Origin of the sequence: Paenibacillus sp. FSL H7-0326 (genome assembly GCF_001955535.1) — a bacterium.
Lineage (GTDB): Bacteria > Bacillota > Bacilli > Paenibacillales > Paenibacillaceae > Paenibacillus > Paenibacillus shunpengii.
Window position 1 is genome coordinate 37,293 of the sequence record NZ_MPVN01000003.1, and the last position, 15,573, is coordinate 52,865.

Annotated in this window: 12 protein-coding genes; 10 read left to right on the forward strand and 2 right to left on the reverse strand. The window is 44.6% G+C overall.

What is annotated here, in order from left to right; all coding sequences use genetic code 11:
- Positions 1-37: 37 nt before the first annotated feature.
- The 4 genes from BK126_RS16155 to BK126_RS16170 are packed head-to-tail and all read left to right on the forward strand — an operon-like array spanning position 38 to position 5,647.
- Positions 38-1,696: an ABC transporter substrate-binding protein gene (locus tag BK126_RS16155; protein WP_076313599.1), complete on the forward strand. Its 1,659-nt coding sequence runs from the start codon at positions 38-40 to the stop codon at positions 1,694-1,696.
- Positions 1,697-1,714: 18 nt separating this feature from the next.
- Positions 1,715-2,641 (forward strand): ABC transporter permease, encoded by a 927-nt coding sequence (locus BK126_RS16160; protein WP_076313600.1) that lies wholly within the window; start codon positions 1,715-1,717, stop codon positions 2,639-2,641.
- Between the two features lie 29 nt (positions 2,642-2,670).
- Positions 2,671-3,573, forward strand: coding sequence for an ABC transporter permease (locus BK126_RS16165; RefSeq protein WP_076313601.1), 903 nt, complete (start codon positions 2,671-2,673; stop codon positions 3,571-3,573).
- Between the two features lie 16 nt (positions 3,574-3,589).
- Positions 3,590-5,647 carry an ABC transporter ATP-binding protein gene (locus BK126_RS16170; protein ID WP_076313602.1) on the forward strand — a complete coding sequence of 686 codons (2,058 nt, stop codon included), beginning with the start codon at positions 3,590-3,592 and terminating at the stop codon, positions 5,645-5,647.
- A gap of 124 nt (positions 5,648-5,771) precedes the next feature.
- Here the strand turns inward: BK126_RS16170 and BK126_RS16175 are convergent, their stop codons facing one another.
- Both BK126_RS16175 and BK126_RS16180 read right to left on the reverse strand, forming a co-directional pair.
- Entirely contained in the window at positions 5,772-7,706 is a 1,935-nt protein-coding gene (locus tag BK126_RS16175; protein ID WP_076313603.1) for an alkyl/aryl-sulfatase, read from the reverse strand.
- Positions 7,707-7,758: 52 nt separating this feature from the next.
- Positions 7,759-8,580, reverse strand: coding sequence for an ABC transporter permease (locus tag BK126_RS16180; RefSeq protein WP_076313604.1), 822 nt, complete (start codon positions 8,578-8,580; stop codon positions 7,759-7,761).
- Between the two features lie 301 nt (positions 8,581-8,881).
- Here BK126_RS16180 and BK126_RS16185 point away from each other — a divergent pair, with 301 nt between their 5' ends.
- From BK126_RS16185 to BK126_RS16210, 6 genes are all read left to right on the forward strand, one after another.
- On the forward strand, positions 8,882-9,469 hold the full coding sequence (locus BK126_RS16185) for a TetR/AcrR family transcriptional regulator (protein ID WP_076313605.1): 588 nt from the start codon (positions 8,882-8,884) through the stop codon (positions 9,467-9,469).
- 262 nt (positions 9,470-9,731) lie between these two features.
- Positions 9,732-10,748, forward strand: coding sequence for an ABC transporter substrate-binding protein (locus BK126_RS16190; protein ID WP_076313606.1), 1,017 nt, complete (start codon positions 9,732-9,734; stop codon positions 10,746-10,748).
- A 54-nt stretch (positions 10,749-10,802) separates the two neighbouring features.
- A complete protein-coding gene (locus BK126_RS16195; RefSeq protein ID WP_076313607.1) occupies positions 10,803-12,161 on the forward strand; it encodes an LLM class flavin-dependent oxidoreductase in 1,359 nt (452 codons plus the stop codon).
- Positions 12,162-12,295: 134 nt separating this feature from the next.
- On the forward strand, positions 12,296-13,078 hold the full coding sequence (locus BK126_RS16200) for an SDR family NAD(P)-dependent oxidoreductase (RefSeq protein ID WP_076313608.1): 783 nt from the start codon (positions 12,296-12,298) through the stop codon (positions 13,076-13,078).
- Between the two features lie 313 nt (positions 13,079-13,391).
- Positions 13,392-14,357, forward strand: a complete 966-nt coding sequence (locus BK126_RS16205; protein ID WP_076313609.1) for an aldo/keto reductase — start codon at positions 13,392-13,394, stop codon at positions 14,355-14,357.
- 90 nt (positions 14,358-14,447) lie between these two features.
- A complete protein-coding gene (locus BK126_RS16210; RefSeq protein WP_076313610.1) occupies positions 14,448-15,557 on the forward strand; it encodes an ABC transporter ATP-binding protein in 1,110 nt (369 codons plus the stop codon).
- Positions 15,558-15,573: the final 16 nt, after the last annotated feature.

A 15,573-nucleotide genomic window follows, 5' to 3' on the forward strand; every position in this document is an offset into this window, starting at 1 on the left:
GATTGTGCACGACCTAAATCGGAGGGGGAGTCTTTTAATGAAAATACATACACGCATAAGAAAGAAAAGTATCGCAGCAGTTTCCTTGGCGTTATCCATTGTAATGATGTTGACCGCGTGCGGAGGAAGTCAAACGACGCAAGGAACGGAGTCTGTGAAGAGTCAGGGTGCAGCTCAAGGAAATTCCCAGCAAGGCGGAGAGCTGACTTTTGCCTTAGCGACTTCACCGGATACGCTGGACCCTCATCGTAGCGGGCTCGCTGTATCTGTAAGGGTCATTCGCACCATCTACGATTCTCTTGTTGTACAGCTTCCCGATAATACAATTAAGCCTTGGCTCGCAAAGGAATGGACAATTTCAGAAGATGGACTTGATTATACCTTTGAGCTAAGAGAAGATGTTGTATTCCAGGATGGCACGCCATTCAATGCAGAAGCGGTCAAATATAACTTTGATCGCATTCTTGATCCGGCGACGAAAGCTGCCAATGCTGCAGCCCTTCTTCAGCCTTACGAATCTTCCGAAGTCATTGATGAATATACCGTTAAGATTCATCTATCCACCCCCTCCAGAGCATTCCTCGGAAATTTGAGTCAGGCTCTGCTTGGTATCGTATCTCCTGCTGCTGCTGAAAAATACGGGGATCAGCTCGGACAAAATCCGGTAGGGACGGGTCCGTTCAAATTCGTGAAATGGGATGAGAATGCGAGTATCCAAGTAGAACGCAATCCGGATTATAAGTGGGCACCAGAGCTGGTATCGAATCAAGCAGCTCCTTACCTTGACGGTATAGATTTCAAAATTGTGCCGGAAGAAGCTACACGTATCGGAAGCGTCCAAAGTAATCAGGTGCTAGCTGCAGAAACGGTGCCTCCACAAAATATTCTGACCTTGCAAAATGATCCTAATTATCAGCTGCTTCAAACCAACACCGTAGGGTTGCCTTACACACTGTTTTTTAATCTAGACCACGAGCCATGGAATGAATTGAAGGCAAGACAAGCCGTTCAACTGGCAGTTGATGTCGATACGATTGTAAAAACATTATATCTCGGTACGTATGACCGAGCCTGGTCGGCATTATCGCCAGGAATATTCGGCTATGATGCCACACTCGAAGATTCAATCTCTCCAGATATCGATAAAGCGAACCAGCTGCTGGATGAGCTGGGGTGGACTCAGGGTTCTGATGGCGTTCGGGAGAAGGACGGCAAGAAGCTGCAGCTGCACTATGTCGATGGAACACCTAATCGGGAAAAGCGTAACGATATCGCGGTCATGATCCAACAGCAGTTGAAACAAATCGGTGTTGAGGTTGAAGTTGAAATTACGAAAGATATCCGTACGGTAGTGTATACGAACGGTGACTATGATTTATACGGAAACAGTCAGGTGAACTCTGATCCGAACGCCTTGTATTCATTCTATCACTCCTATGACCCTAATACACAGGCTTCGCTATCCAGACTGTCCGATCCACAGGTTGATGAGTGGCTTGAACAAGGAAGAGTTGAAAAAGATGATGCGAAGAGAGAGCAGCTCTACAAACAGGTTCAGCAATATATTATTGATCAGGCAATCATTCTTCCAATATATGTATTTCCGTACACGGTAGCCGCATCTAAAACTGTACAGGGGATACAGTTTGATTCCCTCGGTTATCCATTGTTCAATGATGTTTCTTTACAAAAATAGGACGGAGGGTGAAGAACAGTGGCATGGAAAATTACACAACGCCTGCTGACCTCTGTTATGGTCATCTTCGGCTCATTGGTTCTGGTATTCTCCATACTCTATGTACTGCCAGGAGATCCAACAGATAATATGGTCGATCCATCCATTGCAACGCCTGAAATGATTGCCAACCTGCGTGAGCAGCTGGGAGTCGACCAGCCGTTCCATATTCAGTTCGCTCGTTATTTTGGCAATATTCTGCAGGGTGACTTCGGCAATTCATTGATTAATTCAGATCCGGTACTTCCTAAAATATTGGAGAATTTCCCCGCTACTTTAGCCCTTACCGCTGCAAGCTCGCTTATATCGATCATCGTCGGTATTCTGCTTGGCGTGCTGTCAGCCATTCATCGAAACGGAATCATTGATTTCATTGCCCGATTGATTGGCTTGTTCGGTATTTCCATGCCGACCTTTTGGTCAGGCATTCTCCTTATCCTTATTTTTTCTATAACGCTTGGATGGTTTCCGGCGATGGGATCAGAGGGATGGGAGACTTTAGTTCTGCCAGCAATTGCACTGGGAACCGTCGGAGCCGGTTACATTGTCCGCATGGTGAGAAACAGTATGCTTGATGTCATTAATGAACAATTCATGGTGACCCTTCGTTCAAAAGGATTGAGGGAGCGGAGAATTATGTACTTCCATGCTCTTAGAAATGCACTCATTCCCGCTGTAACCATGATCGGGATGCTGATCGGAGAAATGCTGGCAGGGACCGTTGTCATTGAAACGGTGTTCTCAAGACAAGGCATTGGCCGAATTATAGCGGATGCCATTATGGCGAAGGATTTGCCAGTCGTTCAGGGCGTTATATTATTTTCTGCGATTATCTATGTGCTTGTAAATCTGCTCGTGGATATTTCTTATACCTTCATTGATCCGCGTGTAAGACGTTCGGCGTGATAATGCTTCTAAATGAGGAGGGAACAAGGATGAGAGAGGAGGCGGTATCCTCCAAAACGTTATGGCGGGCACGAAAGACTGTATCTCCACCTGCTATTCGCCAAAAGGGCAAATTTACAGTAAGCAGCTTATTTTTGTATGGAGCAGCCTTGTTGATTCTGTTCACATTGACGTGTGCTGTTGTACCCGGCTGGATTGCTCCTTACTCGCCTACTGAAATGTTAACTGATCGTATATTGCAGCCGCCTAGTGCCGCTCATTTGTTCGGAACAGATTATTTCGGCAGGGACATCTTCAGTGTGGTTGTTCACGGAAGCCGGGATTCGCTGTTTATCGGTTTTGCATCCGTCCTCGTCGGCGGGTTAATTGGTGGTTCCATTGGAGCTCTTTCCGGATATGCGGGAGGATGGATAGACACGCTTATCATGCGGTTAAATGATATTTTGATGACCATTCCCGGTATTTTGCTGGCCCTAGCCATCGCGAGCGCACTTGGACCAAGTCTGTTCAATATTGTGCTGGCCGTGGCTGTATCCTCCATCCCGGGTTATGCCCGTGTAATGAGAGCCCAAGTCATGAGTATCACCAATCGGACCTTTGTCAAAGCAGCAGCCTCCATCGGTGCATCACCCATTCAAATATTTTGGAAGCATGTACTCCCTAATAGCCTGTCCCCGCTGCTCGTCATGGCCGCAATCGGGATAGGCACCTCCATCTTGACAGGTTCCGGTCTGAGCTTTCTTGGTCTCGGCGTGCTTCGTGAGGTTCCGGACTGGGGAACGCTACTGTCCCAAGGCAGAGGTTATTTGACGGTCGCGTGGTGGATATGCACCTTCCCGGGTCTCGCTATAACCGCGTTTGTTCTTTCGGTCAACATGATCGGAGATCGTCTAAGGGATCATCTTGATCCGAAAAACTTAACGCAGCGATAAGAGGGGAGCTAACTTAATGAGCAGATTACTTGAAATTGAACAGCTGTCCGTTGATTTTCATACACCGAAAGGAAGCATTAATGCCGTCAGGGATATCACTTTATCTATCAACGCAGGAGAAACCGTCTGTCTTGTAGGAGAGTCGGGAAGCGGAAAAACGGTAACTTCCAAAGCAATTATGCGTTTAATTGATCATGAGAACGGTCAGATCACCAAAGGAAGACTGCTTCTGGATGGTACTGATATCGTGACGCTGCCAGAACATGAGCTGCGCGAGTTCCGAGGTAAGAAGATGGCTATGGTATTTCAAGAACCGATGTCAGCATTTGATCCGGTGTTTACAATTGGACATCAGATTCAAGAGACTATTATCGAGCATGATAAAGTAAGTAAGCGAGAAGCTAAAAACAGAGTAATCCAATTACTGAAGAAGGTCGGTATTCCAGATCCCGAACAGAGATTTCGGCAATATCCCGGGGAGATGTCGGGAGGCATGCTGCAGAGAGCCATGATTGCCATGTCTTTGTCTTGTCAACCTGACCTTCTTATTGCAGATGAACCTACCACTGCGCTTGATGTTACCATTCAGGCGCAGATTCTGCAGCTATTGCAGGAACTGCAGGAAGAGTACGGGCTGTCCATCCTTCTCATAACCCATGATCTTGGAGTCGCAGCAGAAATCGCTGATCGGATTGCCGTCATGTACGCCGGTGAGGTGGTTGAAGAAGCAAAGGCAGATGAATTGTTTGCTCTTCCCGGGCACCCATATACAAGGGGGCTGCTGCGTTCCATTCCGACTTTGAATTCTGTTCGAGGTTCGAAGCTATATTCGATTAAGGGTTCAATACCTAGTCTTACTTCACTACCGGACGGCTGCAGATTCCAAGCTCGCTGTCCTTTTGCTACAGAACACTGTAAACAGGAAGCTCCCCCTCTAGCGAAATATGGGCATCGAAAAATCGCATGCTGGCATTCAGACGAGCTCGTTCGTAGTGATTTCTGGTTAAACGGATCTGAGGTTTCTGATGAATCAGTACCATTAAATTCAAGTATGGTGATGTCAGAGAAGGCGAATGAGAAACAAGACGTAACGGAGGAGAGTAAAGACACCAAAGTATTATTCACCGTGAATCATTTACGGAAATATTACCCTATGCAAGGCAATGGTCTGATCCGAGGTAATAAAGTGATTCGTGCGGTGGACGATGTTACCTTTTCCATCAACAAGCATGAAACCTTCGGGCTTGTAGGGGAGTCTGGCAGCGGCAAATCAACCCTTGGTAGAGTTCTGCTTCAGCTTGAAAGAGCCACGCAAGGAACCATTACCTTTGATGGACAAGATCTGACAAAGCTTAAAGGTACAGCTCTCCGGTCAGTAAGGCGGGATATGCAGACCATTTTTCAGGATCCATATGGATCATTTGATCCGCGTTGGAAGATTGGAGACAGCATCGCAGAGCCGCTTAAAGTTCATCAGAAATTAAAGGGTACAGAATTACACTCGCGTATACATGAGCTGCTTGAACTCGTAGGACTCGATCCAGCCTGGTCTGAGCGATACCCGCACGAATTTTCAGGGGGACAAAGACAGCGTATCGGCATCGCTAGAGCAATAGCTCTAAATCCTAAGTTTATTCTAGCCGATGAAGCGGTGTCAGCTCTGGACGTATCCGTTCAGGCTCAAATCATTAATCTGCTTCAAGAATTGCAGGGAAAGCTTGGGCTCACGTACCTGTTCATTGCTCATGGGCTTCAAGCAGTAAGGCATATATCTGACCGGATCGGTGTGATGTATTTGGGCAAGCTTGTGGAGATTGCACCAAGCGAATCTCTTTTTCTGCAGCCTGCACACCCTTATACCCAGGCATTAATAAGGTCGGTGCCTCAAATAAGCAGGGGCAGAGGGGATGGCGGCTACCGTCTTAAGGGGGAAATCCCTTCGCCATCAAGCCCGCCTTCCGGCTGCAGGTTTCATACTAGATGTCCGTTTGCGACATCACGCTGCCGTGAGGAGGAACCCCAGCTGCGCCAACTTTCAAACGGACATCTGGCGGCATGCCACTTTCCTTTATGAGAAGCTGTTATATAAAGCGGTCGATATCACCATCAAAGTTTGATATGGTTCACATAACAAAGCCAGTCACGGATAATACCGTAGACTGGCTTAATTATTACAGTCCAAAGTTTGATGACTCAGCTCAAGGTAAGACAATTGAAAACTGGCCATCAAATGTATCAAACAGCATTATGAACTCCTGCAGCTTATCGTAATCGCCGGATAATTCAAGCTCCCCTGATTGTATTAAGTCTCTTGGAGAATAACCGGCAAACATAATGCGCTTAAAGCTTGAGCGCGATGATTGAATATAAACATCCGCATCCCTCTTCATATTTGTCAGAGCTTGCTTATCCGTATGAAGAACTGCATTTTTTACAACCATTGAATAGGTAGTATGATCATCTGAAAAAGTCCAGCATACACAAAAATCTTTATTTTCAGCTCGTGGGCCATTAAGGCGAACAGCCAGAAAATCCAGTAAATCCTCAATACTCATATCTTGATAAATGGATCGTTTTTTTGTATTTGGATTTATTTGTTCCTCGTTTCTTAGCTCCCAAGCTGCAGTTAGATACGCATTTCGTAGGGTGGCTGACTCCTGCTGGTAACCAAGCTGCTCATAACAATCAGCCTCCAATATAGCTGCCTCATGGTTATTAGGTTCAGCAAAAACGATATAATTAAGCAGCTGAACAGCCCATTGATAATCACCGGTTGCATAGGCCTCTCGTGCCTTTTCTAATGCTATTGAGGTTCCTCCGATGCACTCTATCCATCTACGAGCGGTTTCTGCCGGTGGAAGAGGATTAAGATTGACGGGGTTTCCATCATACCAACCAAAGTAAAAGCTGTAGATTGATTTTACATTCAAAGCTACTGCACCATAATAATCACGGTTAAACCATTCCGTTACCAAACTCTCTGGGAGCTGCAACTCATACGCAATTTCGTCAGGTGTCAATCCATGATTGGCTAGGCGTAGAGTTTGGTCATGCATGTATTTATAGAGATCCCGTTGTTTGCTGAGCCAATTGCTGACTCTTTCCCTTCCATGAACAGGCCAAAAATGAGAGCCGAATGCCACTTCAGCCTCTGGAAACATTTGTAACATTTCATTAATGTATCCGCTCCATGCTTTGCAATCCCGGGGTTTGGCTCCCCTAATTGGGCATAGGTTATGATTCACATGATTTACAATTTCACCGACCCACAGTGCCTTGAAATCCGGTAGATAAGCCTGCATGCTGGCAGGCGCTTCGGAATTTGGTGCAAGCTGAAATACGAATCTAATCCCGTCTATGATCTCTTCCTGTCCGGTATAGGTTATGTAATGAGTAGGATATTGAAACGAACTGGTTCCCCCTCTGCTAAATTTACCGAGTCCGCCATCAACCAATCCCCGTGGACCGATAGGCAGCTTAAACCCAAACTGATAACTTCCCCTTCTCGTGGTTACCGGTCCGGCCAATATGTTCTCGCTCAGTGCAGCTTCCGTAAAGCCTTCAGGAGCGTATAAATTGACGTTATGCTTCTTTACCTCATCTGAATCAATCAATCCATTGATGCCGCCAAAATGGTCTAAATGAGAATGTCCGATGATAACAGATTTGATGGGCTTATCTCCAAGTGTTCTATATACAAGGCTGATTGCTGCGCTAGCGGCTTCAACGCTTGTCAGCGCATCAAGAACTACATATCCCGTGTCACCTTCAATTACGATCATATTGGACATATCATATCCTCTTACCTCATATAGCCGATCGCGGAGCTTATAGAGACCTGCATTGGCATTCAGCCTGGCATGTCGCCATAAGCTGGGATGAACGGTATCGGGGCAGGATTCATTCGTGTGAAGAAATTCAGAATATTGTTCTGCATCCAATATGACGGAACCGTCCGTACTGCGAATAACTAGGGGTTCATCTTTGGATATGAAGCCTTTCTGAGCATCTTCAAAGTCGCGTTTGTCTTCCCACCGAAACAAAGAGGATTTCTGAAAATCGAGATGGGCTGCGCGGGTAAAAGATGTGGCATTGCTGGGACTATAAGAACCTGAATTTGTTTCTTTCTTCATAATCTAATCTCCTTTTAGATCTAATCGATTTGGCGGATTTTAAATTACGTAACTATCCTTTATAGCTATCCTGCCACCGCAGCATACGAACTTCCAAAAAGCGCACAATGGAATCGGAAGCTTTACCGACAATAGCAAAAATGGTAATTCCAACGAACACAATATCGGTCTGCATGAAGGAGCGTGCATCCTGAATCATAAAGCCTATACCTATATCCGCTCCAAGCAATTCCGCAGTGACTAAGCACAACCAAGATATGCTGAGAGAGAGACGTATTCCTAATAGAATATTCGGGAGTGCGGCGGGTAACACGAGCTTGGTTAGCTGACGATAACGTCCGAATTCCAATACACGGGCTACTTCAAACAGCTTGATATCCACATTACGAACACCAAGAAACGAGTTGACATAGAGCGGGAAAAAGGCGCCGAGCGAAATGAGCAGCACTTTAGAAAGCTCACCAAATCCAAACCACATAATAAATAATGGTGTTATGGCAAGAAGGGGAATGGTTCGCAACATCTGCACGGTTGGATTTACGAACTCTTCAAAACGCCGGTACATGCCGACGTATACTCCGAGAATCAATCCACAGCTTCCCCCAAGTAAGAAGCCGAGAGATGCTCTCTCAATGCTGACTCGCAAGTGTCGAGGCAGCTCTCCTGAAACGGTAAGCTCAAAGTACTGTCTCAGAATAAGCGAGGGGGAAGAAAATAATTGAGCAGATATTATGCCTGTTTGACTTAATATTTGCCATGTGACAAGTACGAAAAATGGAAGTGCCGCTCCTCTAAAGAATAGACGCCATTTGTTGACAAAGCGTTGAGTGGCCTTCGGTGGTGCTGCAGGATTAGCCTTAACCGGTAATGGCATGGTTACATATTCCTTTCAATTCTTTAATATTAAAGCTGCCGAACAGTTGAGATGGAGAAGATGCCTTAAAGTCCATAAAAAAAAGAGACCGGCAGCAGAAAAAAACATCCTGGCCGAATCTCTAGTGGTCTAGTCGATTCTCATATACAAATTGACTGATGAGTCATATTGTAAAAAAAGAATATCATTGTAGCCTAAATATAGTCAATACCCGAGTGTAGATATTAAAATTGTTGGATTAACATAGTTTTAAGTTCGATGTCTCTGTTAAACTAGAAAAAAACAGGCAGGAGGTTACATAATGCCGCGTAACATATTACGAGATCAGAGAATGCGAGAAGAGCGCAGGAAGCAAATTCTTGATGCGGCAGCCAGTGTATTTGCACGTCGTGGGCTGCTAACGAAGATCGATGATATCGCCGCTGAAGCGGGACGGAGCCATGGTCATGTCTATAGTTATTTCAAGTCAAAAGAAGAAATTTTGCTCGCGGTTATCAAACGTGGCCAAGATCTATATGGCGAGCATTTACAAAAGGCATTAGCAATGGACGAAAAGGCGATAGAGAAATTTCGCTATATCACTACAAAAGTATTGTCCCAGGGGCAAAATGCTGACAGTTACATCGTGCTGCTTCAAGCTATTTTCACAGATCTGCTGGATGACGAGGAGAAGAAAAAAATAAGAGAACGCGGTAAAAAAAACCGAGCCCTGCTCATTTCGATCATCGAAGAAGGACATAGAGACGGTTCTGTAAGGCAGGGTGATCCAATTCAGTTGGCAACGTTATTTGCTACGTTGATTCAGAATCTTATGCTGCTAGAGGCTCGGGAGTATGCCCCTGCTAATGACACGACAATTGATCTGCTTCTCGAAATGATAGGGCCTTGAGTCCTCTTATCTCGTAAAAAAAGTAGGGTTGACAATGAGAATGGTATGTTCTATGATTTCTTCACAACACAACCTGACTATAGAGTCATTTTGTGAGAACGACAATTGAACAAGTATAATTAGAATCGACTGGACGACCAGAGATTTAAGCTATTATTTAAGCTTGAGCCTGTATCGTGGAGTCTTTTTTTTTGTTTTAAACCGATTAATAAGATGCGAATAATCTTATTTAGAACCAGTGAGATGTGAAGGGAGCTGCGAAATGTTGAAAATTGCCCAGAAGTTACGTCTACCTATTTTTCTATTGTTAGCGTTAGTTGTTATGGTCACAGGCTGCGGAAGTGCGAGTGAAGATTTGCAAAGCCAAGCATCGGAAGAAGGGGAGTTAGTTAAGGTTCGCATCGCGATTAACGGGAACCTGAATCCGCTTGTACTTGCACAGGAGAAAGGATGGCTAGAGGGAGAATTTGAGAAGCTTGGTGCGGAAGTAGAGTGGAGCAAGTTTACGAGCGGTCCGCCTGTACTGGAAGCCCTGGTGTCCGGGAGGGTTGATCTTTCATTTCTAGGTGACGGAGCTTCGATTACGGGGCTATCTAATGAATTGCCGTTTGAAGTTGTGGGACTCATCGGTGAAGGCAAGAATCTTAATGCCGTTCTTGTTCCTGTTGAAAGTGACATCAAGACCATTCTAGATTTAAAAGGAAAAACCATTGGGCTTGCAAAAGGCTCAACGTCACATGTGTATCTGATAAAAGTGTTGAAGGAAAACGGATTATCACAAGAGGATATAACTATTATTAATCTACAGCCTGAGGATGCCCGAGCTTCTTTCGAAGCAGGACAACTGGATGCGTGGGTGACAATTGATCCAAACATAACACTGTACGTAGAACAAAAGAAAGCCATCGCCCTTGAGGCCAATACAGAAGTATATGCTCCTATTTCAATGATTGCCCACTCTGATTTTGCCAACCAACATCCTGACCTTGTAATAGAGTACTTAAAGCAGTTTAAACGTTCGTTGGATTGGCAGAGCGAGAACATGGACGAAGCTGCCAATATCTATTCACAGCAAACGAAAATCCCCTCGGATATTATAAAGCTTGTACTGGAACGCAGCTCGGCGCAATTATCGGTTTATTCAGAAGAAGCGTTAAATGCGCAGCAGGCAACATCTGAGATATTACTTGAGAATCACTTTCTAAAAAAACCGCTCCTGTTTAAAGATGGTGTTAATGATTCTTATGTGCTTCAAGCTTTACAGCAATCATCCAATTAGTCCTCTGCTATGTTATCCCTAAAGAATTATTAAGTAAAGGAAGGTTATATCGATATGGAGAATACCAATAGACAGATTAAACTAGGTGCATTCTTTCTAATTCCAGGGCATCATATCGCTGCTTGGAGACATCCAGAAGCAGAAACCTCTTCCGTAATGGACTTTCAACTCTATAAGAAATTAGCTCAAACTGCAGAGCGAGGAAAGTTCGATATGATCTTTCTTGCAGACAGTTACTACGTTTCTAACCGGTATCCTGCGGCGGTCGAGCAAATTGTGTCCTCACGCCCCGAACCGATATCTCTTCTATCCGCAATATCTTCCGTCACCAATCGAATCGGGCTGGCTGCAACTGCATCCACCACATACAATGAACCCTATCACGTTGCTCGTAAGTTCGCATCACTTGATCATTTAAGTGGAGGAAGGGCTGCCTGGAATGTAGTCACTTCTAAATATGACGATGAAGCTCTAAATTTCAACCAACAGCATCATCTTTTACACGAACTGCGTTATGAGCGTGCAGAGGAATTCATCGAAGTAGTCAAGGGTTTATGGGATAGTTGGGAGGACGATGCTTTTCTGTATGACAAGAATTCCGCACAGTACGCAGATCGGACGAAGGTCCATCCGATAAATCATGCAGGTAAATGGTTCTCTGTAAAAGGTCCTCTTAATGTAGCAAGACCTGTTCAAGGTTACCCGGTTATCGTGCAGGCCGGAGCCTCTAAACCAGGTAAAGAATTAGCTGCAAGTACGGCAGAAGTCATCTTTACCGCGTGGCCGACGCTTAAAGAAGGGCAAGCCTTTTATGCAGATGTGAAGGGAAGATTAAGCAGATATAATCGCTCGGAGGATTCGCTTAAAATTATGCCAGGTCTTTTCCCGATCATTGGAAGAACGGAAGAAGAAGCCAAGGAAAAACAGGCGGAGCTAAATGGTCTTATTCCTCCAGCAGTAGGAGTGACACTATTATCTGCTCTTGTTAACTTCGACTTAACCCATTGCGACATCGATTCTCCGCTACCCGATCTTCCGGAGCTGGAAGAGGTCAATGGTGGCAAAAGTCGTTTTAAGCTGGTTAAAGAAATGGGAGAACGCGAAGGTCTGACGATCCGACAGCTATATGAACGAATTTCAGGTGGAAGAGGGCATCTTGAAATTGTCGGAACACCAAGCCAAATTGCGGATCAGATGGAGGAATGGTTTGTATCCCGGGCAGCAGATGGCTTTAATATCATGCCTCCTTTTTTTCCAGGTGGACTTGATGATTTTGTAGACCTTGTTGTACCTGAATTGCAACGTCGGGGTTTATTCCGAACAGAGTATGAGGGATCAACGCTAAGAAGCCATCTCGGTCTATCAAGACCGAAACACCCAGTGCATCTAAAAAAGCAGGATATAATGAATTGATAGGGAAGCAGCGGGTCAGTGACTTGCTGCTTCTTGTTGTATTGTACTGGCGGTTAAAAGGGTAATCATGATTAAAGTAGAAAATAATGATGTATGTCATTTAGTAAAGAAATAGAAAGGAGTTGTGTTCATTCATGGAACTGGGATTACACGGAAAACGGGCAATTATCACAGGTGGCAGTAAGGGTATTGGACTCGCAACGGCGATACTGCTCGCATCGGAAGGTGCACAGGTAGCCATCGTCGCACGAAACGAAGGACCGCTTAAGGAAGCAGCAGAGCAAATTGTCGCGAAAACAGGAGTTGAGCCTTTCATTATCGCGGCAGATGTGTCAGTTGAGGAGGATGTACACCGAGCAGTGGCTGCAACAGCCGAGCGATTTGGCGGTATCGATATTCTTGTGAACAACGCAGGTACCTCGGCAGCTAAGCCATTCGAATATGTGGATGCTGCCGCATGGACTGCTGATCTAGATTTGAAATTGTTAGGCGCAGTCCATTTCGCTCAGGCTGCGCTGCCGTATTTACAAAAGGATGGCGGAGGAGCAATTGTCAACGTTACGGCTGTGGGAGGGAAGACGCCTCTTGGGTCCTCCCTTCCAAGCTCGGTAAGCCGTGCTGCAGGACTGGCTCTGACGAAAGCGATGAGCAAGGATTTGGCGCGAGGCGGGGTTCGCGTAAACGCAGTCTGCATCGGACTCATTCACAGCGATCAGATCGAGAAATTGTGGCAATCGACAGCGCAAAATCTATCGTGGGAAGAATTCGCGGCCGATCCGCGTCATGACATCCCGTTAGGCAGAATCGGGGAAGCAGATGAAGCCGCAAGCGTGATTGCATTCCTTGTGTCGGACGCTGCATCCTATGTAACCGGTACAGCAGTCAATATTGATGGTGGCAAGGCGGCAGTTCTCTAGAGAGCAGATGACATAGTAAAATGAACATAGCTGCATAAAAAAATCGCTAAACTCGGCTAGCTCAAGGATTTGTTTCTAAACTTTAACCAACTTAATAAAAGTAAAGTATTGACAGTATAGAATCTCCATGTTAAATTGTAAATTATCTTATAGGGTTAATAGGAATTAACAATCTATTCTTGGTATTAAGTGTGTTACCCATTATGATTCTAATATATTTTCGACCGGATAACCGGAGACAATGCTTTGTGTAGTTTCACAGCTATTGTCTTCGGTTTTTTCTATTTATTTATAACTAGAGGAGGTTAATTAAATGGAATTTCGGAAATTTGGAAGAACAGGTTTAAAGGTATCATCTGTAGCGTTAGGAACTATGGCATTTGGCAGATGGATTGATGAACAAGCTTCATCTACAATTCTGGATTTAGCACTAGATAAGGGGATCAATCTAGTGGATACTGCAAATGTATATGGAGAAGGTGCCTCTGAAACCATATTGGGTAATTTACTCAAGGAAAGACGCCATCAGATTGTGTTAGCTACCAAAGTTCACGGTCGTATTGGGTCAGGACCTAATGATGGCGGACAAAGCCGTTACCATATTTATAAAGCAGTTGATGACAGTTTGAGAAGATTGAAGACAGATTACATTGATTTGTATCAGGTTCACCGATTTGATGAGGAAACGCCGCTTGAGGAAACACTCCGTGCACTGGACGATTTAATACATCAAGGAAAAGTGAGGTATATAGGAGCTTCAAATTATGCAGCCTGGCAGCTTGCCAAAGCCCATGGCATCAGCGCTTTACACGGATTACACCGATTCGAGAGTTTACAACCGGAATATAGTCTAATTTCACGTGAAATTGAGAACGAGATCATTCCTTTCGTACAATCAGAACAAGTCGGAGTTATTGTATACAGTCCACTTGGGCGCGGTGTCTTAACCGGGAAATACAAAGAAGGAGAGGCACCTCCTGAAGGCACACGTCTAGCTGCTGGGGAACCGAGACTCCAACAACTTCTTCAGAAGAATGCAATAAGCATTGCCGAGGCCATCAAGCCGCTAGCCCACGAACGAAATTTAACACCTGCACAATATGCCTTGTCCTGGGTGTTAAGTCGTCCTGGTATAACATCAGCGATTCTCGGAGCATCAAAGCCTGAGCATATTACAGAAGCCGCCACTGCGTGGAACGAACGACTGAGTGAAACGGAATTGAAGCGGGCTGATGAAGCCACTGACTTGTTAAGACTGAGAGAAGCAGTTACGAACTAATAAATCTAGTATATATTTCTACCATACCAATGGAGGATATCAATGTTACTTGATATCCTCTATTTTATTTTGAACAGGAGGATTTCTTAAATGGCGAGCGTGAGCATTAAACATTTGTATAAAAGGTATGGAAAAGAAAAAAATTCGGTTGTTCAAGATTTTGATTTGGATATCAAGGATAAAGAGTTCATCGTCTTCGTTGGTCCATCAGGCTGCGGAAAATCCACCACACTTCGTATGATTGCAGGATTAGAAGATGTTACGGAAGGAGAAATCTTCATAGGAGATCAATTGGTTAATCACCTTCCTCCGAAGGATCGGGATATTTCAATGGTTTTTCAAAATTATGCGTTGTATCCTAATCTCTCGGTTTATGAGAATATCGCATTCGGACTGCGCATGCGAAAAATGCCCAAGCACGAAATTGATCAGGCTGTAAAACAGGCAAGCAGGATACTCGAGATAGAACCGTATTTAAGTCGAAAGCCAAAAGATTTGTCGGGTGGACAACGACAGCGTGTAGCGCTGGGACGAGCCATCGTTCGTAATCCAAAATTATTTTTGATGGATGAACCGTTATCCAATCTTGATGCCAAGCTTCGTTCTACTATGCGGATGGAAATCACCAAGCTGCATAAACGGCTGGGCACTACATTTATATTTGTCACACATGATCAAGTTGAGGCAATGACCATGGCTGATCGGATTGTCGTAATGAGAAACGGAGTTATTCAGCAATGTGATACCCCGGAGACCGTATATTCAAAACCAGCTAATTTGTTTGTTGCAAGCTTCATAGGTTCTCCTCAGATTAATTTAATTGAAGGTAAGATAGCCGAGGATCATAAAGGACAGCTCGTTTTTAGAACAAAACGGATTGATATTTCTATTCGCGAAACAAAAGAAGCCTTGCTGCGAAAAAATAACCTAGTGAATAAAACAGTCATTTTAGGCATTCGACCAGAGCATGTGAAGCTGGAGGGATTATTCTCAGAATCGATTATTACTGGTATTTATAAGGACAATGAATTAATGGGAGCAGATCGTTTTTTGTATCTCGATATTGGTGAGGAGAAGCATCTAATTGTAAGAGTAGAGCCAGATCAGCATTTCTCAGACGACGAACAGGTCAAAGTAGTACTGGATTTGTTTAAAGCCCATTTCTTTCATGTGGAATCTGGTATCAGGATAGCCGATTGAAAGAGCTACTTTCGTC